This window comes from Bacillus sp. FSL M7-1345, assembly GCF_038006985.1.
In the GTDB taxonomy this organism is placed as follows: domain Bacteria; phylum Bacillota; class Bacilli; order Bacillales; family Bacillaceae_G; genus Bacillus_A; species Bacillus_A cereus_U.
Genome location: NZ_JBBOWG010000001.1, coordinates 3,981,703 through 4,003,839, shown reverse-complemented (window position 1 = coordinate 4,003,839; position 22,137 = coordinate 3,981,703). Strand labels below are relative to the sequence as shown.

Genomic DNA, 22,137 nt, shown 5'->3' with positions numbered 1-22,137 from the left:
AATCATTATTGACTCCTGTATATTAAGGTGCTTTATACTTTCTGTCAATGGAAAATAACAGAAGTTTCAAATAGAGAACATTTGTTGGGGCAGTCTCGCTTTTCTATTGTTAAATATGTTAAAATGGAATACATGATTTGAGAGGGAGAGATCGTATTTTGTTTGAATATGTTACAGGTTACGTGGAGTATGTAGGACCGAAATATGTCGTAATTGATCATAATGGAATTGGTTATCAAATTTTCACACCAAATCCGTATGTATTTCAAAGAAGTAAGCAAGAAATTCGTGTCTATACATATCATTATGTGAGAGAAGATATTATGGCACTTTACGGATTTAAAACACGTGAAGAGCGTTTATTATTTACAAAATTGTTAGGTGTATCGGGGATTGGACCAAAAGGTGCTCTTGCAATTTTAGCTTCTGGTCAAACAGGACAGGTCGTGCAAGCGATTGAACATGAAGATGAGAAGTTTTTAGTGAAATTCCCAGGTGTCGGAAAGAAAACAGCGCGCCAAATGATTTTAGATTTAAAAGGAAAACTAGCAGATGTCGTGCCAGATGCGTTTGTTGATCTGTTCTCGGATGCCGAAAGTTTTGATCAGAAGAAAGGTTCATCAACTGAGCTTGATGAGGCACTTGAAGCACTAAGAGCACTTGGTTACGCGGAGAGAGAAGTTTCTCGCGTTGTACCAGAATTATTAAAAGAATCACTTACAACGGATCAATATATTAAAAAGGCACTTAGTCTTTTACTAAATGGTAAGAGGTGAGTATAATGGACGAACGTCTCCTTTCAGGGGAATCTGGATACGAAGATGCGGATTTAGAGTATTCATTACGGCCACAGACGCTCCGTCAGTATATTGGCCAAGATAAAGCGAAACATAATTTAGAAGTTTTTATTGAAGCGGCGAAAATGCGTGAAGAAACGTTAGATCACGTACTTTTATATGGACCACCTGGACTTGGTAAAACGACGCTTGCGAATATTATTGCCAATGAAATGGGTGTTAACATTCGAACAACGTCAGGTCCCGCAATTGAAAGACCAGGAGATTTAGCGGCTGTATTAACAGCACTTCAGCCTGGGGATGTATTATTTATTGATGAAATTCATCGTTTGCATAGATCTATTGAAGAAGTGTTATACCCAGCGATGGAAGACTTTTGCCTTGATATCGTTATTGGGAAAGGACCGTCAGCTCGTTCTGTACGTCTAGACTTACCTCCATTTACGCTAGTTGGGGCAACGACGCGTGCAGGTGCATTATCAGCACCACTTCGTGACCGTTTTGGTGTACTTTCACGATTAGAGTACTATACAGTAGATCAGCTTTCTGCGATTGTAGAACGTACAGCAGAAGTGTTTGAAGTTGAAATAGATTCGTTAGCTGCATTAGAAATTGCAAGGCGTGCCCGTGGTACACCTCGTATTGCGAATCGTCTATTACGACGTGTACGTGACTTCGCACAAGTTCGCAGTGACGGAACCATTGCGATGGAAATTACACAAATGGCGTTAGAACTATTACAAGTAGATAAATTAGGACTTGATCATATCGATCATAAATTACTGCTTGGTATTATTGAAAAGTTCCGCGGTGGTCCAGTTGGATTAGAAACTGTTTCAGCAACGATAGGGGAAGAATCGCATACGATTGAAGATGTGTATGAGCCGTATTTATTACAAATTGGCTTTTTACAAAGAACGCCAAGAGGCCGGATCGTAACGCCGCTCGCATATGAGCATTTCGGAATGGAGATGCCCAAAGTATGACGGAGATGCCAAAGCTGCTTATTACAGCTGGTATTTTGCTCATTGTTGCTGGATTAGCTTGGAAGTTCATAGGAAGGCTTCCAGGCGATATTTTTGTGAAAAAAGGTAACGTTACCTTTTATTTTCCTATCATTACATGTATTGTGTTAAGTATTGTATTATCTTTTATTATGTATATAATAAATCGATTCAAATAAGAAATAGGTGGATACAGTTATGGATATTAATTTGTTTGATTTTCATTTACCAGAAGAGCTCATTGCACAAATTCCGCTTGAAGAGCGTGAAACATCAAGATTGATGATGTTAGACCGTGAAACAGGAGATATTGAGCACAAACATTTTACGGACATTCTTTCTTACTTACATGAGGGGGATTGCTTAGTTTTAAATGAAACGAAAGTTATGCCTGCTCGCTTGCACGGTGTGAAAGAAGATACAGGTGCACACATTGAAGTACTTCTTTTGAAACAAGAAGAAGGCGATAAGTGGGAAACGCTTATAAAGCCAGCGAAGCGTGTAAAAGAAGGAACTGTTATCTCTTTTGGTGAAGGAAAGTTAAAAGCAACTTGCATTGGAACAGCAGATCAAGGTGGGCGTCAACTTGAGTTTTCATATGACGGCATCTTTTATGAAATTTTAGACGAGCTTGGAGAAATGCCTCTTCCTCCATATATTAAAGAGACGCTGGAAGATCGCGATCGTTATCAAACGGTATATGCGAAGGAAATCGGTTCAGCAGCAGCACCGACAGCTGGGCTTCATTTTACAGAAGAGTTACTTGAGAAATTGAAGGGAAAAGGCGTTCAATTAGCATTCATTACACTCCATGTAGGACTTGGAACATTTAGACCAGTTTCTGCAGATACGATTGAAGAGCATCATATGCACGCAGAGTATTACCATATGTCTGAAGAGACAGCTGCGTTATTAAACCGCGTGAAAGAGAATGGCGGACGTATTATTACAGTAGGTACGACATCAACTCGTACGTTAGAGACGATTGCGACAGATCATAGTGGTAAGCTTTGCGCCGCTTCTGGCTGGACAGATATTTTTATGTACCCAGGATACGAATTTAAAGCAATTGATGGTTTAATTACAAACTTCCATTTGCCGAAATCAACATTAATTATGCTTGTAAGTGCATTTGCAAATAGAGATAATGTACTTCATGCTTATAATGAAGCAGTAAAAGAAAAATATCGTTTCTTTAGCTTCGGTGATGCGATGTTCGTTGCATCTCACGCTAAAATGAGAAACAAATAAAAGGAGTAAATTATGACAGCAATTCGTTATGAATTTATTAAAACTTGTAAACAAACGGGTGCGCGTTTAGGTCGAGTACATACGCCACACGGTTCATTTGATACACCAACTTTTATGCCAGTTGGTACACTTGCAACAGTTAAAACGATGTCACCAGAAGAATTAAAAGCAATGGATTCTGGCATTATTTTAAGCAATACGTATCATTTATGGCTACGTCCAGGCCACGAAATTATTCGTGAAGCAGGTGGCTTGCATAAGTTTATGAACTGGGATCGTGCAATTTTAACGGATTCAGGTGGATTCCAAGTATTTAGCTTAAGTGACTTCCGCCGCATTGAAGAGGAAGGTGTTCATTTCCGTAATCACTTAAATGGAGATAAATTATTCTTATCACCAGAAAAAGCGATGGAAATTCAAAATGCATTAGGTTCAGATATCATGATGGCATTTGATGAGTGCCCACCGTTCCCAGCTACTTTTGAATACATGAAGAAGTCTGTAGAGCGTACGAGCCGCTGGGCAGAGCGTTGTCTAAAGGCGCATGAACGTCCACAGGATCAAGGTTTATTCGGTATAGTACAGGGCGGAGAGTTTGAAGAACTTCGTCGCCAAAGTGCGAAAGATCTTGTTTCAATGGACTTCCCTGGCTATGCTATAGGCGGTCTATCTGTTGGTGAACCGAAGGATATTATGAATCGTGTTCTTGAGTTTACAACACCACTTCTTCCTGATGATAAGCCACGTTACTTAATGGGTGTAGGTTCTCCTGACTCGTTAATTGATGGTGCGATTCGCGGTGTTGATATGTTTGACTGTGTACTTCCAACTCGTATCGCTCGAAACGGTACATGTATGACAAGTGAAGGCCGTCTAGTTGTGAAAAACGCGAAATTCGCTAGAGACTTCGGACCACTTGATCCGAACTGTGATTGCTACACATGTAAAAACTATTCTCGTGCGTACATTCGTCACTTAATGAAATGCGATGAAACGTTCGGAATTCGTTTAACGTCTTATCACAACCTTCATTTTCTGTTAAACTTAATGGAGCAGGTGAGACAAGCTATTCGTGAAGACCGTCTTGGCGATTTCCGCGAAGAGTTCTTTGAACAGTATGGCTTTAATAAACCGAATGCTAAAAACTTCTAATACATAATTTAAAAGGAGGAACAAAAGATGAATGCAGGTATGATGAATATCGTTATGATTGTTGCGATGTTTGCGATTTTCTATTTCTTATTAATTCGCCCGCAACAAAAGCGTCAAAAAGCAGTTGCTCAAATGCAAAATGAAATCAAAAAAGGTGATGCTATCGTAACAATCGGTGGTTTACACGCTACAATCGAATCAGTAGATGAAACGAAAATCGTTGTTAAATCTGGTGGTTCACACTTAACTTTCGATCGCAATGCGATTCGTGAAGTTGTGAAAAACTAATGATGAAGGCCCTGCATGAAATGTGCAGGGCCTTTTTTTACTTATTTTGTTTTGACATATTTACACCGAAAATACCTCCGAGTGTACTCGCGCCCATTAATGCTAATTGGTAGAGTAACTGTGAGTTCGATAAAGTTTGAGAGAAGCCTAAATAGTTAACGAGAAAGACGAGAAGAGTGAATGTGAGCCCTGTAGTGAAACCTACTAACCAACCTTTTCCTTGTGCCTTTTTACCAGCAATAAATCCAGACATAAGCATAGATAGAAGGGCTAGTATAAAAATAGTAATTACTAATGTCCCTTCATTAATATTCGTAAATTTTAATAAAAGAGCCATGATCATACTTGTAATAGATGCGAGGATTAATAGGGTAATAATACCGAAGCCGATTGCACCCGATAATTTTTTCGTTCCATCCATTATGCATTCCCCCTTTTTAATACAAGCATATTTTCATTTTGTTTAAGTTAGACTAGTTTCTTTTTTGTAGGGGAGCCTATAAGTAAAAAAAGGGGATGTAGCAATGGAATGGGTATCAATAATCGGACGAACAATGCTTTTGTATACAATCATTTTAATTATTTTTCGTCTTATGGGTAAACGTGAAATTGGAGAATTGAGTGTATTAGATTTGGTTGTATTCATTATGCTAGGTGAAATGGCTGTAGTGGCAATTGAAAATACAGATAAATCACTTTGGCATCAATTAGTTCCAATGATTTTTCTAATGTGTATACAAATCATTTTGTCGGTCATTTCTTTAAAGTTCCAGCGTTTTCGGCATTTAATAGAAGGAGAGCCTGCGATTCTTGTGAATGCAGGTAAAATTGATGAAAAAAAGATGCGGAAGCAGCGATATAACATAGATGATTTATTGATGCAACTACGTGAGCAAGGAATCGGAGATGTGCGTGATGTAGAATACGCTATTTTAGAACCATCTGGAAAGTTATCTGTCTTTCAAAAACAAAAAAGTAAAAAGAGCAAAAATGATACACCAATTTTTACACTCCCACTAATTATTGATGGAGAAATTCAATACAATCATTTGCAAATGATTGAGCATACAAATGAGTGGCTCGTTGAGAAATTGAATAACTTAGGTTATAAAGATGTGAAACAGATTGTATATTGTAGTTTTCAAAATGGACAATTTTTTGTTGATTTGAAAGAAAATTAGAGGCTTACCATTTTGAATGGCAAGCCCGCTTACTTCAAAAATGAAAGTTTCCGAATGATAGGGAGACGACTTAATTCTTCTTTTCGAATGAGTTTGAAAACGAAGAGGAGAACGATATAAACGATTGTTGTTAAGGTGATTTCCCATAACGTTTGTACGCCAAGTGAATGAGAAAAAACGATATGCTTATGAAGATAAAAACCGAAGGTACCAGCAATCCCGATAGCAATTCCGCCGAAAATATAGTCTTTTGCGTAAATGGTAAATGCAATTTTCTTTAAAACAGTGGCGTAGTGAAGGAATGTTACGGTTACTATATTTGCTGCGATGGCGAGGGCAACCCCCATCATTTGGAACTCTGGGCGTGAAGCGAGTGCAAAAATAACGATTAATTTTACGATAGCGCCAATAAAGGTGTTCATCATAGCAGCGCGTGCTAAGTTTAAAGCTTGCAACACAGATGTAAGGGGACTTTGGAAATAATGAAATAAAAAGCAAGGTGCAAGAAGCTGGATGAACGCGGCCGCGTTGTCTGATCCGTACATGAGAGTTAAAACTGGAGAAGCAAATACATATAATATAACGACTGACCATCCGCCGGTTATTAAGGAAATTCGAAGCGCTTGTTGTAATCGGTGTTCCACTAATTTGTGTTGTCTCTTTGCCATTGCCTCGCTAATTGATGGGACGAGTGCTGTAGAAAGAGCATATGTAATAAAGGCTGGCAGTGATAGAAGCGGGAACGCATATCCGTTTAATATACCGTATTGCTGAGTGGCGACAGAAGCAGCAACGCCGGCGATCGCTAAGCTTTGCATAACGACGATAGGTTCAAAGAAATAAGAAACGGAACCAATTAAACGGCTTCCTGTAGTTGGTAAAGCAATGTCCATAAGGGAATAAAATGTATTTTTGCTCTCCTTTACAGTAGTGAAAAATCCAGAGCGTATAGATAAATGTTTTTCGCGTTGGAATAAAGTAAGTAAAAATAATAAAGATGCAACTTCGCCAAGAACAGCTGATAGCATGGCACCGGCTGCAGCATATTCTACGCCGTAAGGTAAAAATAACCGAATGCATACAGCGATAATTGTAATGCGGACAACTTGTTCTATGACTTGAGCATAAGCGCTCGGCTTCATATTTTGTTTCCCTTGGAAATAACCACGTAAAACGGAAGAAACTGCAATAACAGGGACGACAGGTAAAATAGCCATTAATGGATAGTAAGTTCTTTCATCTGTTAGTAATGTTTTTGCTAAAATAGGTGTGAGTAGCATAATCCCAATTGTTAAAATGATACTAATAATGGATGTAACGGCTAGCGAGACAGTTAATATTTTTTTAACTCTTTGTTTATCGTTCACTGCTTCCGCTTCTGCTACAAATTTTGCGATTGCCACAGGAAGACCAATTTGTGTTAATGTAATTGCTAAAATGAAGGTGGGGACAGCCATCATATAAAGGCCAACGCCTTCTTCGCCTAAAATACGTGCCATTACAATGCGGTTAATAAATCCAAGAATTTTTGTAATAAAGCCAGCTATCATTAAAATAAATGCACCTTTTAAAAAGCTTTGTCTCGTCATACTCTTCTCCTACCTTCTCAAAATCAATGGAATGATTTACAATAATTTATATGCACGTATGAGACAAGAATGACAAGCATTTAAGAGAGTAAAGTATGAATGGTACTCTTGAAAGAAGTTATTACTGTCCATTAGAGCGGGATTAAAAGCGACTTTTCGTGCTGAAATAAGAAGGAGATGTTATATATGTTGGATAAAGAGGCTTTGGTAGAATCATACCGCGGACAGTTACAAGTCGTTTTAGAAAGTAAAGTAGAAGAGTTTCAAATGTTCGGTTACGACCGAGTGACAGATAATGATATTTGGAAGTTTCTCAAGGCGAAAAAGTGGAAAAAGATAGACAGTGATGTTAGGTTATATGAATTAGTAAATGATGTATTAAGAGTAAGTACTAATGAATATATGAATTATTTAACTGTTGAAGCATATCAAGCGCCACTTTGGTCGTTTGATGAATATGAAAATAAATAACCGACTGTAATTGGTTTGTTCTTCCTTTTGCAGTATAATGATAGGTATTGATAAAGAGGAATTAATTATGTCTAAGATTATATATAAAGGAGGTAGTGAAGAGGAAAAATAAATAATGAAAGTGTAGGTATTGTGAAAAGCTTACCGACACAGCTAGTGATGAACTAGCGGAAATACATGTATTTTATAGAAAGTAAGTCTACTAACTAGGCGTATGCACACGTGCAAAAATGAATCGTAAGAGATTTATTGAAAGTGTTAGTAGCAGAAAGAGGGTACATATGGCAAAGCGTGGTACAAGAATTGCCGCCTTTTTCCTCATCGTTTTATTAATTGGTGGAGTAATTGGTGCGGCAGGAAAAGACATAGCAAAAGGAATTAGTCTAGGACTAGACCTTCGCGGTGGTTTTGAAATTCTGTATGAAGTAAAACCAGCCAAAAAAGGTGATAAAATCGATCGGGATGCACTTGTAAGTACAGTAGGTGCTCTTGAAAATCGTGTCAATGTTCTTGGTGTAAGTGAGCCGAACATTCAAATCGAAGGGGAAGATCGAATTCGTGTCCAGCTTGCTGGTGTACAAGATCAGCAAAAAGCACGTGAAATGTTATCAACACAAGCGAAACTCACATTCCGTGATGTGGATGATAACCTTCTTATGGACGGAACGGATTTAAAAGGCGGCGGAGCGAAGCAAACATTTGATGAGCAAGGCCGTGCGAGCGTAGGTCTTACACTAAAAAGCGCTGAAAAATTCCGTGAAGTAACTGAAAAGATTTCAAAAATGCCACCACCAACGAATTTAATGGTAATTTGGCTTGATTTTGAAGAAGGAAAAGATTCATATAAAGCAGAATCTGCAAAACCGAATCCGAAGTTTTTATCAGCAGCAACAGTAAGCCAAGTATTTAACCAAGCTGAAGTATCTATCGTAGGTGGAAACTTTACAGTTGAAAGTGCGAAAGAACTTTCATCGTTATTAAATGCAGGTGCACTTCCTGTTGATTTAAAAGAAATGTATTCAACATCTGTTGGAGCGAAATTTGGTCAACAAGCATTAGAGCAAACGATTTTCGCTAGTGCGATCGGTATTGCTATTATCTTCTTATTCATGCTTGTATTCTACCGTTTACCAGGACTTGTAGCGGTTATTATGTTAGGGTTATACATTTTCGTTACACTGCTTGTCTTTAACTGGATGCATGCAGTTCTTACGTTACCAGGTATTGCGGCATTAGTGCTCGGGGTAGGTATCGCAGTTGATGCGAATATCATTACGTACGAGAGATTGAAGGAAGAGCTTAAAATTGGTAAGTCGATGATGTCAGCATTCCGTGCTGGTAACCATCGTTCATTAGCGACAATTTTAGATGCGAACGTTACAACAATTGCAGCAGCTGGTGTATTATTCGTTTACGGTACAAGCTCTGTAAAAGGATTCGCAACAAGTTTAATCGTAAGTATTTTAGTTGGTTTCATTACGAACGTATTCGGTACTCGTTTCCTACTTGGATTACTTGTAAAGAGCCGTTACTTTGATAAGAAACTATCTTACTTTGGTGTTAAGGAAAAGGATATTATTCCATTAACAAAAGGTGTAGTACATCCACCGACGAGATTTGATCGTATTAATTTCGTAAATATCGGTCATAAATTCTTCTTATTCTCAATTGTAGTTGTAATTGCTGGGGCAATTATATTGCCGATCTTCAAAATGAATCTTGGTATTGACTTTGCAAGTGGTACACGTATCGACTTGCAATCAAAACAAGCACTTACTGTGTCTGACGTTCATAAAGATTTAGCAGAATTGAAAATTGATGTGAAGGAAGAAGATATTGTACCGACCGGAGATGACAATAAAGGTTTCGCAGTTCGTACAGTAGGTGTTCTATCGAAAGATGAAATTGCGAAAACAAAAACATTCTTCCACGATAAATATGGTACAGATCCAAACGTAAGTACAGTTTCGCCGACAATCGGTAAAGAGATTGCACGAAATGCATTTATCGCAGTTCTGATAGCTTCATTGGTTATCATCTTATACGTAAGTATTCGTTTCCGCTTTACATATGCATTATCTGCGGTAATCGCATTGTTACATGATGCGTTCGTTATGATTGTTGTGTTTAGTCTTTTCCAGATAGAGGTAGACTTAACGTTTATCGCTGCGGTATTAACGATTATTGGTTACTCTATCAATGACTCAATCGTTACGTTTGATAGAAACCGTGAGTTATACAAACAGAAAAAACGAGTTCGCGATATAAAAGATTTAGAAGAAATCGTAAACTCAAGTATTCGCCAAACAATTGGTCGTTCAATTAATACAGTGTTAACAGTGTTATTCCCAGTAATTGCACTACTTATTTTCGGTAGTGAATCACTGCGTAACTTCTCACTTGCATTATTAATTGGATTAGTTGTAGGTACGTACTCTTCTATTTTCGTTGCTTCTCAAATTTGGTTAATGCTTGAAAACCGCCGTTTGAAAAAGGGCAAAAACAAGAAGAAGGTTGAGAAAGAAGTATCTGAACCGCAAGTATAAAAAATAAAACATATAAAAAGATGATGTCTCTATATGAGGCATCTCTTTTTCGTTTGCGGACACAATAAAGTAGCGCCTTTTTTAAGGGGAGATAAATGGAAGAAAGTGGTGATGTTATCTTTATTTTTGTTACAATAAAGTGAAACTTTAATGAGTGGGAGTCTTACTGCTCGTTAAAGCGGGATAAAAAGAGAGGTTAAGAAAAGAAGGGATTTTAATTATGGAAAAAGATGAACGTTTTAAACAGGCCGAGTTTGGTGCTATTGTCGGAATCGTTGGTAATATTATATTAGCGATTGTAAAAGCGGTAATCGGTTATATTGGAAACAGTAAGGCACTTTTAGCGGATGCGGTGCATTCTGGATCAGATGTAATTGGCTCGTTAGCTGTACTTTTTGGATTACGAGCAGCAAAGCAACCGCCTGATGAAGATCATCCGTATGGTCATGGTAAAGCGGAATCGATTTCAGCGATTATTGTTGCGGTATTATTATTTATTGTTGGACTAGAGATAGCGATTTCGTCTATAAAAGCTTTTTCACAAGATTTAGAACCACCAAAAGGAATTACGATTTTTGCAGTTATTCTTTCGATTGTAGTGAAAGAAGGAATGTTTCAATATAAATTCCGGTTAGGGAAGAGGATAAATAGTGATGCAATTATTGCAAATGCATATGAACATCGTTCGGATGTGTTTTCTTCAATTGCAGCTTTAATCGGCATTTGTGCAGCTATTATCGGCGGTAAGTTAGGTATAGATTGGCTTGTATATGCCGATCCAATTGCGGGATTATTTGTCTCAATTCTCGTTGCTAAGATGGCGTGGAGTATTGGAGCAGAAGCTATTCATGCAACGCTTGATCATGTTTTGCATGAAGAAGATGTTGTTCCGCTTAGGGAGGCAGTTTTTCAAGTGGAAGGTGTGAAAAAAATCGGCTCTTTATATGCAAGAGAACATGGCCACTATGTTATTGTTGATATTAAAGTATCTGTAGATCCATATATCACTGTAGAAGAAGGTCACCGCATCGGAAAACATGTAAAAGAAAAACTTATGAAACAAGATAACGTACAAAATGTTTTTGTACATATTAATCCGTATTCTCCAAATTAAACATAACGGATATTTAATTATATAGATATCGAATCGTAGTTTGCATTATATTGTCACCCCTTAATCTGTCTTGTATAATGGATAGGTTAAGGGGTGATTTCGTGTTACAACCGAAGACGCGTTGGAAAGAAAAAGAATATAATGAGGAACTAGTGAGTGAATTAGCAAATAAATTGCAACTATCACCTCTTGTGACTTCATTATTTCTCGGTAGAGGCTTAAATACAGAAGATAAGATTGTAGACTTTTTAAATACAGCAGATCAAGAATTTCATGATCCATTTTTACTTGAAGGAATGGATCGGACTGTAGAACGTGTGAAAAAGGCCATTGAAAATGGAGAACAAATATTAATATTTGGCGATTATGATGCGGACGGAGTAAGTAGTACGACTGTGTTATATCTTGCTCTCAAAGAATTAGGTGCAGAAGTAGAGTTTTATATTCCAAATCGTTTTACTGAAGGCTATGGGCCAAATGAAGAAGCGTTTCGTTGGGCGCACAGTGCAGGGTTCTCACTAATTATTACTGTCGATACTGGTATCGCAGCGGTACATGAAGCGAAGGTAGCGAAGGAACTTGGGATAGATCTTATTATTACAGATCATCATGAGCCGCCACCAGAGTTACCAGAGGCACTTGCGATTATTCATCCGAAATTAGAAGGCGGTGTTTATCCGTTTCATTATTTAGCGGGTGTTGGTGTTGCATTTAAAGTTGCACATGCACTTTTGGGCCGTGTACCAGAGCATTTATTAGAAATTGCAGTAATCGGTACGGTAGCCGATTTAGTATCGCTTCACGGTGAAAATAGATTGTTAGTACAGCGTGGACTGAAGCATATGCGAATGACTCGAAATATCGGTTTAAAGGCGTTATTTAAAGTTGCTAACGTTTCGCAAAGCGAAATTACAGAAGAAAGCATCGGATTCTCACTCGCACCTCGTATTAATGCAGTTGGTCGTTTGGAAGATGCAACACCTGCTGTACACCTTTTATTATCAGAAAATCCAGAGGAAGCGAAAGAGCTAGCTGAAGAAATTGATGAGCTGAACACACTTCGAAAAGATATTGTAAAGCAAATTACAGAAGAAGCTATCGCTGAAGTCGAAAATAAATTCCCACCGGAAGAAAATAAAGTATTAGTCCTTGCAAAAGAAGGTTGGAATCCAGGGGTAATTGGAATTGTCGCTTCTAAGTTAGTTGAACGTTTTTATCGTCCGACGATTGTATTAAGCATTGATCCTCATAAAGAAACAGCAAAGGGATCGGCTCGTAGTATTGCAGGATTTGATTTGTTTGCAAACCTTTCAGATTGCCGTGAATTGTTACCGCATTTCGGAGGTCATCCGATGGCGGCGGGAATGACGCTTAATATGAATGATGTGGATGAATTAAGACGCAGGTTAAATGAGCAAGCAGATGTAGTTTTAACAGAAGAAGATTTTATTCCGATTACAGCAGTGGATGCATTTTGTAAAGTAGAGGATGTAACGCTTGCCGCGATTGAGGAGATGCAAAAGTTAGCGCCATTTGGCGTAGGAAATCCGAAACCGCGTATTGCGGTGAAAGATGCTGACTTAGAAAGTATCCGTGCAATTGGATCTGATGGATCTCATTTGAAAATGGCTCTTCGTGAGGGACAAGCAACACTGGATACAATTGGATTTGGATTTGGTGCTTATGCGAAAGAAATCTCTCCAGTTGCGAAGGTTTCTGTAGTAGGAGAAGTGTCCATTAATGAATGGAATAACTTTAAAAAGCCGCAATTAATGGTGCAAGATATTGCTGTAGAGGCATGGCAATTATTTGACTGGCGTAGTATGCGTAATGTAGAAGCAAATTTAGCAGAACTTCCGAAAGAAAAAATAACCATGGTGTATTTTTCTGAAGAGGTATTGAATAAGTTTTCTTTAGAAGGCTATAAAGAACAGCTCGTGCATGCATCAGAGGTAACACATTTAGATGATCAATATATTGTGTTACTCGATTTGCCGAAAGGAACAGATGAATTGCGTGATTTATTTAAAGTAGGATTTCCATCTCGAATTTACACGCTATTTTATCAAGAGAACAATCATTTATTTAGTACGGTCCCAACGAGGGAACATTTTAAATGGTACTATTCTTTCTTAAACCAAAAAACACCATTTTCTTTAAAGCAATATGGGGAACAACTGTGTCGTCATAAAGGTTGGTCAAAAGATACAGTAAATTTCATGACACAGGTGTTTTTTGAGTTAGAATTTGTTACAATAAAAGACGGTGTCATTTTTATGGCAGACAAAAAACAAAAGCGTGATTTAATTGAATCGAACACATATCGTGAGAAAATGAACCACTTACAATTAGAGAAAGAATTGGTTTATAGCACATATCAGCAACTATATACATGGTTTGAAACGATTCGTAATCATAAATAAGTAGAACAGTTAGGGTAAAGGATTTGTATTTACAAACCTTTTATATCTGAGGAGGATTCAGAAATATGGATTTCAAGCAACATATCGCAATTGTACCAGACTATCCGAAAGAAGGTATTGTGTTTAAAGACATTACACCTTTAATGAACGACGGAAAAGCATATAAAGCAGCAACAGATGAAATCGTTGCTTATGCAAAAAAAAGAGACATTGATGTTGTAGTAGGGCCAGAAGCGCGTGGTTTTATTATTGGTTGCCCAGTTTCTTATGCATTAGAATTAGGGTTCGCACCAGTTCGTAAATTAGGGAAATTACCACGTGAAGTAATTACAGTTGACTACGGTAAAGAATATGGAACAGATGTTTTAACAATCCATAAAGATGCAATTAAGCCAGGTCAACGTGTATTAATTACAGATGACCTATTGGCTACAGGTGGAACAATCGAAGCGACAATTAAACTAGTTGAAGAACTTGGCGGAGTTGTAGCAGGAATTGCATTCTTAGTAGAGCTTACTTACTTAGATGGTCGTAAAATGTTAGATGGTTACGATGTATTAGTATTAGAAAAATACTAATCGCTATATAGGTAAAACTACGGTGATAAAAAGTACCCGTGAATCTCTTGGAGAGGAACGGGTACTTTTGTATAATTGCACAAAAAAATAAGGTGAAATGTCAGTAAAATCTTTTCCTTTTCACAATTCACAATCATTGGGTTATAATGATAGAATATAATTTATTCTACTTAATAAAGATAAAGTCAATTTTCAATAAAAGGTGATTCGATGGCAAATGAGCAAGTACTAACAGCTGAACAGGTACTCGAGAAAGCAAGTCAATATTTAGCGGATGAAGATATTGAGCTAGTGGCACGTGCCTATGAATATGCGCGCGATGCACATAGCGAACAATATAGGAAATCGGGTGAACCATATATTATTCACCCAATTCAAGTTGCAGGTATTTTAGTTGATTTACACATGGATCCGGCTACAGTATCGGCAGGTTTCTTGCATGATGTAGTGGAAGATACAGAAATTACATTAGAAGATATTGAACGGGAATTTAATAAAGAAATCGCTATGCTTGTCGATGGCGTTACAAAGCTCGGAAAGATTAAATATAAATCTCATGAGCAACAACAAGCAGAAAACCATCGCAAAATGTTTATCGCAATGGCTCAAGATATTCGAGTTATTTTAATTAAACTAGCTGATCGTCTTCATAACATGCGTACATTGAAACATTTGCCTCAAGAGAAGCAGCGTCGCATTGCGAATGAAACGTTAGAAATCTTTGCACCTTTAGCACATAGACTCGGAATTAGTACTATTAAATGGGAGTTAGAGGATACGTCACTTCGCTATTTAAACCCGCAGCAATATTATCGTATTGTAAATTTAATGAAGCGTAAACGTGCAGAGCGTGAAGAATATTTAGATGAAGTAATGACTGGCATTCGTGAGAAATTAAAAGAGGTTTCAATTCAACCTGAGATTTCTGGAAGACCAAAACATATTTACAGTATTTATCGTAAAATGGCATTGCAAAATAAACAGTTCAATGAAATTTACGATTTATTAGCTGTACGTGTCGTTGTAAATAGTATTAAAGATTGTTACGCGGTGCTTGGAATTATTCATACGTGCTGGAAGCCAATGCCGGGTCGTTTTAAAGATTATATTGCAATGCCAAAAGCAAATCTATATCAATCTCTTCATACAACTGTAATTGGGCCGAAAGGTGACCCGCTAGAAGTGCAAATTCGTACGAAAGAAATGCACGAAATTGCAGAATTCGGTATCGCGGCACACTGGGCGTATAAAGAAGGGAAAACAGCAGAAACAACGGGTACATTAGAGAAGAAACTAACTTGGTTCCGTCAAATATTAGAATGGCAAAATGAAGCTTCTAATGCAGAAGAGTTTATGGAATCATTAAAAATTGATTTGTTCTCTGACATGGTATTCGTCTTCACACCGAAAGGCGATGTAATGGAATTACCGCTTGGATCTGTTCCAATTGACTTTTCGTATCGTGTCCATTCAGAGATCGGGAATAAAACAATTGGTGCAAAAGTAAATGGGAAAATGGTGACCCTTGATTATAAATTAAAAACGGGTGACATCATTGAAATTTTAACATCGAAACATTCGTATGGCCCGAGTCAAGATTGGGTAAAACTTGCTCAAACATCTCATGCGAAAAATAAAATACGTCAATTCTTTAAGAAGCAACGTAGAGATGAAAATATTGAAAAAGGCCGTGAGCTTGTTGAAAAAGAAGTGCGTGGCTTAGAGTATGAGATGAAAGAAGTATTAGCACTTGATAATTTAAAACGTGTTGCTGAGAAGTTTAACTTTGCAAATGAAGAAGATATGTTTGCAGCAGTTGGATACAACGGAATTACAGCTGCACAAATTGTTACGCGACTAACGGACAAGCTCCGTAAACAACGTGAAGAAGAAGAAATCGTTGAAGTTAAAGAAGTTCGTAAACCGATGAAAATTCGAAAATGGGATTCTGGTGTAAAGGTAAGTGGTGCAGATAATTTGTTAATTCGTTTATCAAAATGCTGTAACCCAGTTCCAGGCGATGATATCGTTGGGTATATTACGAAAGGTCGAGGTGTATCAATTCATCGTTGTGATTGCGTCAATGTGCATACAGAAGAAGCGGTAGAGCGTTTACTAGAAGTAGATTGGGAAGGTAGTCCTGAAAAAGAAATTGAATACAATGTTGATATTGAAATTTCAGGCTATGATCGTCGTGGTTTATTGAATGAAGTATTACAAGCTGTTACAGAAACGAAGACGTATATCTCAGCTGTTTCTGGTAGAAGTGATCGTAATAAGATGGCAACGATTAACATGTCGATTTCTATTCGAAACTTACAACACTTGAAAAAAGTAGTGGAGCGCATTAAACGTGTTCCAGAAATTTATGCCGTACGACGCATGATGCATTAATAGGGAGTGTAGAAAAGATGAGAGTTGTTTTACAACGATCAAAGGAAGCGTCTGTCACAGTAGATGGTGAGATTGTAGGACAAATTCCATTCGGTTTAACATTACTAGTTGGCATTACGCATGAAGATACAGAAAAAGATGCAACTTATATCGCAGAAAAAATTGCAAACCTACGTATTTTTGAAGACGAGAGCGGAAAGATGAACCACTCTGTACTTGATATGAAGGGACAAGTTCTATCTATTTCGCAATTTACATTATACGGAGATTGCCGTAAAGGAAGACGTCCAAACTTTATGGATGCTGCGAAACCTGATTATGCAGAGCGTTTATATGATTTCTTTAATGAAGAAGTTCGTAAACAAGGACTACATGTGGAGACAGGGCAGTTCGGAGCAATGATGGATGTTTCTTTAATCAATGATGGTCCGGTGACCTTAATTGTAGAAAGTAAATAGTGTTGCCGGGGAAGAGAGGATTATAGGATCCTCTCTTTTTTTCATACATTGTGGTATGTTTTGTTTAGTTATTTGGAATCAATAGCTGTTTCGGCTATGTATAACTATCTCATCAATATGGAACAATAAAAAGTAAAACATCCATATTGAATGTGAGGGATATACGTATGCGTATGAATGAAAAAGGGCATTCTGTTACAAATAGTGCAAATCAACTGTTTAACGTAAATTTACATGATTTTATTTCAAAAGAACAAAACAATACTTCAATGGAGCTTGCTTCTGAGTTTGGAATTTCACTACAAGATGTAAAGCGCCTAAAGAAGCAAATTGAGCGCTCTTAGAGCACTTGACAATCCTACTCAACAAACGTATAGTAATTTTATATTTACATATGAATATAGCCGTTGATAGAGGAGAGTAAATGAGATACACATGGAAAGAGAAGAAATGTCCTAGGCTGAAAACATTTCTACATGATGACTGATTGAATGACACTCTGTAGGTTTCAACTTGAAAGGCTTATACGCTTAGTAGAGATGAACGCAAATTTAAGCGTTATTAAAAAAGTGGAAGCATACGTGCTTCAATTAGGGTGGCACCACGGGTATAATACTCTCGTCCCTACTGTTCAAACAGTAGAGGCGGGAGTTTTTTTATTTTTATTAAGATTAAAACAATTTGAGGAGGAACTGAATATGTCTATTCAAATCCCACGCGGAACGCAAGATATTCTTCCAGGTAGTGTAGAGTTATGGCAGTATATCGAAGGGCAAGCGCGCGACATTTGCCGTCGTTACAATTATAAAGAAATTCGTACACCAATTTTTGAGCACACAGAGCTATTTTTACGTGGTGTTGGTGATACGACAGATATCGTACAAAAAGAAATGTATTCATTCCAAGACCGTGGAGAGCGTAGTTTAACATTACGTCCAGAAGGTACTGCACCTGTTGTACGTTCTTACGTTGAAAACAAAATGTTCGGTGATGCAACGCAACCAACAAAATTATACTATATCGGCCAAATGTTCCGTTATGAAAGACCACAAGCAGGTCGCTATCGTCAATTCGTACAATTCGGTATTGAAGCAATTGGTAGTAACGATCCAGCAATTGATGCAGAAGTAATTGCACTTGCTGTAGAGTTTTACCGCGGTATGGGCTTGAAAAATATTAAAGTTGTATTAAATAGCTTAGGTGATGCAGCGAGTCGTCAAGCACACCGTGATGCGTTAATTGCTCACTTTGAGCCGCGCATCGGAGAATTCTGTTCTGATTGCCAATCTCGCTTAGAAAAAAACCCTCTTCGTATTTTAGACTGTAAGAAGGACCGTAATCATGAATTAATGAGCGCGGCACCATCTATTACAGAATACTTAAACGAAGATTCAGCAGTATACTACGACAAAGTACAAGAACTACTAACGATGATGGATGTTCCATTTGAGAAAGATCCGAATTTAGTACGTGGTTTAGACTACTACCAACACACTGTTTTTGAAATTATGAGTGAGGCAGAAGGTTTCGGTGCTATCACAACATTAAGTGGCGGTGGCCGTTATAACGGACTTGTACAAGAAATCGGTGGACCGGAAATGCCAGGTATCGGTTTTGCGATGAGTATTGAGCGTTTAATTATGGCGCTGAAGGCTGAAAATATTGAGTTACCAATTGAACATAGTATTGATTGTTACGTTGTAGCACTTGGTGAAAAAGCGAAAGACCAAGCTGCGAAAATTGCGTTTGATCTTCGTAAAGCTGGACTAGCAGTTGAAAAAGATTATTTAGATCGCAAAATGAAAGCACAATTTAAATCTGCAGATCGTTTAAATGCGAAATACGTAGCTGTATTAGGGGAAGATGAGCTAGATAAAGGCATCATTAACTTAAAAGATATGGCAACAGGCGGACAAGAAGAAGTAGCGTTAGATGTATTTGCTTCATATGTAGCAGAGAAATTAATATAGGGGGAACTTAAAGTGGCTGAAAGAACACATGCATGCGGAAAAGTAACAGTAGAAGCGGTTGGACAAACAGTTCAATTAAAAGGTTGGGTACAAAAACGCCGTGATTTAGGTGGATTAATCTTTATCGACTTACGTGACCGTACAGGTATCGTACAAGTTGTATTTAATCCAGAAACATCAAAAGAAGCGTTAGAAGTAGCAGAAACGATTCGTAGCGAATACGTATTACACGTAGAAGGTACAGTTGTTGAACGTGGTGAAGGCGCAATTAATGATAATATGGCAACTGGTCGTATTGAAGTACAAGCATCGAAAGTAAACGTATTAAACGCAGCGAAAACAACGCCAATCATTATTGCTGATGATACAGATGCATCAGAAGATGTGCGTTTAAAATATCGTTACTTAGACTTACGTCGTCCTGCAATGTTCAACACATTCAAAATGCGTCATGACGTAACGAAAACAATTCGTAACTTCTTAGATACAGAAGAGTTCTTAGAAGTTGAAACACCAATTTTAACGAAGAGCACGCCAGAAGGAGCTCGCGACTATTTAGTACCAAGCCGTGTGCATGATGGTGAATTTTATGCATTACCTCAATCTCCGCAGCTATTTAAACAGCTTCTTATGGTAGGTGGATTTGAGCGTTACTATCAAGTAGCACGTTGTTTCCGTGACGAAGATTTACGTGCGGACCGTCAACCGGAATTCACGCAAATTGATATCGAGGCATCATTCTTAACACAAGATGAAATTTTAGAAATGATGGAGCGTATGATGACGAAAGTCATGAAGGATGCAAAAGGTGTAGAAGTTAGTGCACCATTCCCTCGTATGAAATATGCTGATGCAATGGCTCGCTTTGGTTCTGATAAGCCGGATACACGCTTTGAAATGGAACTAAAAGACCTATCTGAATTTGCAGTAGGTTGTGGATTTAAAGTATTTACAAGTGCTGTAGAAAACGGCGGACAAGTAAAAGCGATTAACGCAAAAGGTGCAGCGAGCAAATACTCTCGTAAAGACATCGATGCATTAACTGAATTCGCAAAAGTATACGGTGCAAAAGGTCTAGCTTGGCTTAAAGTTGAAGAAGACGGCTTAAAAGGACCGATTGCGAAATTCTTCGGTGAAGAAGATGCAAACGTGTTAATGAGTACATTAGAAGCGGATGCTGGTGACTTATTACTATTCGTAGCAGATAAGAAGAGCGTTGTTGCAGATAGTTTAGGTGCACTTCGTTTACGTTTAGGTAAAGAACTTGAGCTAATTGACGAAAGTAAATTTAACTTCCTATGGGTAACTGATTGGCCACTTCTTGAGTACGATGAAGATGCAGATCGTTACTTCGCAGCTCATCATCCATTCACAATGCCATTCCGTGAAGATGTTGAACTATTAGAAACAGCACCAGAAAAAGCACGTGCACAAGCATATGACCTTGTATTAAACGGTTATGAGCTTGGTGGTGGATCACTTCGTATTTACGAGCGTGACGTACAAGAAAAAATGTTCAAAGCACTTGGATTCTCACAAGAAGAAGCACAAGAACAATTCGGATTCTTATTAGAAGCATTCGAATACGGTACACCACCACATGGCGGAATCGCATTAGGTTTAGACCGTCTTGTTATGTTACTTGCAGGTCGTACGAACCTTCGTGATACAATTGCATTCCCGAAAACAGCAAGCGCAAGCTGCTTATTAACAGAAGCTCCAAGCCCAGTTGCAGAAGCGCAGCTTGAAGAGCTAAGCTTAAAATTGAGCGTGAAAGTGAAAGAAGAGAAGTAAGAATAGAGTCTAGATGGTTATACTATAGCCGTCTAGGCTTTTTTTATAGAGGTTGTTTAAAAAGTCCGGTTTAGATAACCGTCGCATTTCATCGTTACGTATGCTAGTCCGGTGCTCGAGTAGTATCCCTACACTGTGCTCCTCCTAGCATAAGTGCCTCGATCTGCTCGGTTCTCTAAATCCTCCTTTTTAAACGTATATGTAAGAAAAAAGTCCGGTTTACATTATGTTTTCCTTGTTTGAAATACGTATTTTTAGGAATTCTATAACTTTTTCTATACAAATAGTCGGAAAAACGCTAGAATACATGGTAGACCATTTTTGTAATAGGAGTGTAGAGCTGAATGTTACATCAATTTTCACGTAATGAATTAGCCTTTGGAAAAGAAGGCCTTGAAATATTAAAAAATAGTACAGTCGGTATTTTAGGAATTGGCGGCGTAGGGTCATTTTCGGCAGAAGCGCTAGCACGTTCTGGCGTAGGACGTCTTGTATTAGTTGATAAAGACGTTGTAGATATTACAAACGTAAACCGTCAAATTCACGCGTTAGTATCTACTGTAGGACGTTCAAAAGTAGAATTAATGAAAGAGCGTATTGCGGACATTAATCCGGAATGTGAAGTAATTGGACTAGAGATGTTTTATACAGATGAAACATATGAAGAGTTCTTTAAACACGGTTTAGATTTCGTAGTAGATGCATCTGATACGATTACGTTCAAAATTCATTTAATTAAACAATGTTTACGTCGTAAAATTAAAATTATCTCATGTATGGGTGCGGCAAATAAAATGGACCCAACTCGTTTCCGTATTGCGGACATTTCAAAAACACATACAGATCCAATTGCGAAAGTAATTCGTACGAAGCTTCGTAAAGATGGTATTAAAAAAGGTGTAAAAGTTGTCTTCTCTGACGAAAACCCAATCGTAATTCGTGAAGAAGTACGTAAAGAAATCGTACCAGACGAAAATGCAAAAATTCGTAAAGCGAAATTACCACCTTCTTCAAATGCATTCGTACCATCTGTGGCAGGCTTAATTATGGCAAGTCACGTTGTACGTGAACGTATTAAAAACGTAGAAGTGAAGCGTGTAGGGCAAGAATAAAAAGGAAGCATATAT

General features: G+C 37.9%; 20 protein-coding genes and 1 other annotated feature. Of the genes, 18 read left to right on the top strand and 2 right to left on the bottom strand.

Annotated features, from left to right (window positions below):
- Positions 1-158: 158 nt before the first annotated feature.
- From ruvA to yajC, 6 genes are read left to right on the top strand one after another with little or no spacing between them, the layout of a single operon-like run.
- Positions 159-776, top strand: a complete 618-nt coding sequence (gene ruvA, locus MHB76_RS20925) for a Holliday junction DNA helicase RuvA (protein WP_340987560.1) — start codon at positions 159-161, stop codon at positions 774-776.
- A 5-nt stretch (positions 777-781) separates the two neighbouring features.
- Complete coding sequence (ruvB, locus tag MHB76_RS20920; RefSeq protein ID WP_000344470.1) at positions 782-1,783, top strand: Holliday junction branch migration DNA helicase RuvB; 1,002 nt, start codon at positions 782-784, stop codon at positions 1,781-1,783.
- Entirely contained in the window at positions 1,780-1,980 is a 201-nt protein-coding gene (locus tag MHB76_RS20915) for a DUF2905 domain-containing protein (protein WP_002112011.1), read from the top strand. Before ruvB ends, MHB76_RS20915 begins: the two co-directional genes overlap by 4 nt.
- Before the next feature lie 19 nt (positions 1,981-1,999).
- Complete coding sequence (gene queA / locus MHB76_RS20910; protein WP_078172771.1) at positions 2,000-3,052, top strand: tRNA preQ1(34) S-adenosylmethionine ribosyltransferase-isomerase QueA; 1,053 nt, start codon at positions 2,000-2,002, stop codon at positions 3,050-3,052.
- A 12-nt stretch (positions 3,053-3,064) separates the two neighbouring features.
- On the top strand, positions 3,065-4,204 hold the full coding sequence (tgt, locus tag MHB76_RS20905) for a tRNA guanosine(34) transglycosylase Tgt (protein ID WP_002015319.1): 1,140 nt from the start codon (positions 3,065-3,067) through the stop codon (positions 4,202-4,204).
- A 27-nt stretch (positions 4,205-4,231) separates the two neighbouring features.
- The gene (yajC, locus tag MHB76_RS20900; protein WP_002034132.1) at positions 4,232-4,492 is read left to right on the top strand and encodes a preprotein translocase subunit YajC; all 261 of its coding nucleotides are present in this window, start codon (positions 4,232-4,234) and stop codon (positions 4,490-4,492) included.
- A 37-nt stretch (positions 4,493-4,529) separates the two neighbouring features.
- Here yajC and MHB76_RS20895 read toward each other — a convergent pair whose 3' ends face one another.
- A complete protein-coding gene (locus tag MHB76_RS20895) occupies positions 4,530-4,913 on the bottom strand; it encodes a TIGR04086 family membrane protein (protein ID WP_002122721.1) in 384 nt (127 codons plus the stop codon).
- A 103-nt stretch (positions 4,914-5,016) separates the two neighbouring features.
- Between MHB76_RS20895 and MHB76_RS20890 the strand changes: the two genes are divergently transcribed.
- Positions 5,017-5,673, top strand: coding sequence for a DUF421 domain-containing protein (locus tag MHB76_RS20890; RefSeq protein WP_002112002.1), 657 nt, complete (start codon positions 5,017-5,019; stop codon positions 5,671-5,673).
- 29 nt (positions 5,674-5,702) lie between these two features.
- Here the strand turns inward: MHB76_RS20890 and spoVB are convergent, their stop codons facing one another.
- Positions 5,703-7,262, bottom strand: a complete 1,560-nt coding sequence (spoVB, locus tag MHB76_RS20885; protein ID WP_002112001.1) for a stage V sporulation protein B — start codon at positions 7,260-7,262, stop codon at positions 5,703-5,705.
- Positions 7,263-7,448: 186 nt separating this feature from the next.
- On the opposite strand from spoVB, the gene MHB76_RS20880 reads away from it, so the two are divergent.
- From MHB76_RS20880 to MHB76_RS20830, 11 genes are all read left to right on the top strand, one after another.
- Complete coding sequence (locus MHB76_RS20880) at positions 7,449-7,733, top strand: post-transcriptional regulator (RefSeq protein WP_002112000.1); 285 nt, start codon at positions 7,449-7,451, stop codon at positions 7,731-7,733.
- Positions 7,734-8,014: 281 nt separating this feature from the next.
- Positions 8,015-10,279 carry a protein translocase subunit SecDF gene (gene secDF / locus MHB76_RS20875; RefSeq protein WP_078172772.1) on the top strand — a complete coding sequence of 755 codons (2,265 nt, stop codon included), beginning with the start codon at positions 8,015-8,017 and terminating at the stop codon, positions 10,277-10,279.
- 220 nt (positions 10,280-10,499) lie between these two features.
- The gene (locus MHB76_RS20870) at positions 10,500-11,393 is read left to right on the top strand and encodes a cation diffusion facilitator family transporter (RefSeq protein ID WP_016106221.1); all 894 of its coding nucleotides are present in this window, start codon (positions 10,500-10,502) and stop codon (positions 11,391-11,393) included.
- Between the two features lie 101 nt (positions 11,394-11,494).
- A complete protein-coding gene (gene recJ / locus MHB76_RS20865) occupies positions 11,495-13,816 on the top strand; it encodes a single-stranded-DNA-specific exonuclease RecJ (RefSeq protein WP_016106220.1) in 2,322 nt (773 codons plus the stop codon).
- A 65-nt stretch (positions 13,817-13,881) separates the two neighbouring features.
- Positions 13,882-14,394, top strand: coding sequence for an adenine phosphoribosyltransferase (locus MHB76_RS20860; protein WP_002111996.1), 513 nt, complete (start codon positions 13,882-13,884; stop codon positions 14,392-14,394).
- 210 nt (positions 14,395-14,604) lie between these two features.
- On the top strand, positions 14,605-16,788 hold the full coding sequence (relA, locus tag MHB76_RS20855) for a GTP diphosphokinase (RefSeq protein ID WP_340987552.1): 2,184 nt from the start codon (positions 14,605-14,607) through the stop codon (positions 16,786-16,788).
- A gap of 17 nt (positions 16,789-16,805) precedes the next feature.
- The gene (locus tag MHB76_RS20850) at positions 16,806-17,246 is read left to right on the top strand and encodes a D-tyrosyl-tRNA(Tyr) deacylase (RefSeq protein ID WP_002111994.1); all 441 of its coding nucleotides are present in this window, start codon (positions 16,806-16,808) and stop codon (positions 17,244-17,246) included.
- A gap of 167 nt (positions 17,247-17,413) precedes the next feature.
- Positions 17,414-17,590 (top strand): hypothetical protein, encoded by a 177-nt coding sequence (locus MHB76_RS20845; RefSeq protein WP_176107932.1) that lies wholly within the window; start codon positions 17,414-17,416, stop codon positions 17,588-17,590.
- Positions 17,591-17,644: 54 nt separating this feature from the next.
- Positions 17,645-17,875, top strand: a binding site (T-box leader).
- A 69-nt stretch (positions 17,876-17,944) separates the two neighbouring features.
- The gene (gene hisS, locus MHB76_RS20840) at positions 17,945-19,216 is read left to right on the top strand and encodes a histidine--tRNA ligase (protein WP_078172773.1); all 1,272 of its coding nucleotides are present in this window, start codon (positions 17,945-17,947) and stop codon (positions 19,214-19,216) included.
- A 12-nt stretch (positions 19,217-19,228) separates the two neighbouring features.
- Positions 19,229-21,010 (top strand): aspartate--tRNA ligase, encoded by a 1,782-nt coding sequence (aspS, locus tag MHB76_RS20835; RefSeq protein WP_002160387.1) that lies wholly within the window; start codon positions 19,229-19,231, stop codon positions 21,008-21,010.
- 344 nt (positions 21,011-21,354) lie between these two features.
- A complete protein-coding gene (locus MHB76_RS20830; protein WP_000903181.1) occupies positions 21,355-22,122 on the top strand; it encodes a tRNA threonylcarbamoyladenosine dehydratase in 768 nt (255 codons plus the stop codon).
- Positions 22,123-22,137: the final 15 nt, after the last annotated feature.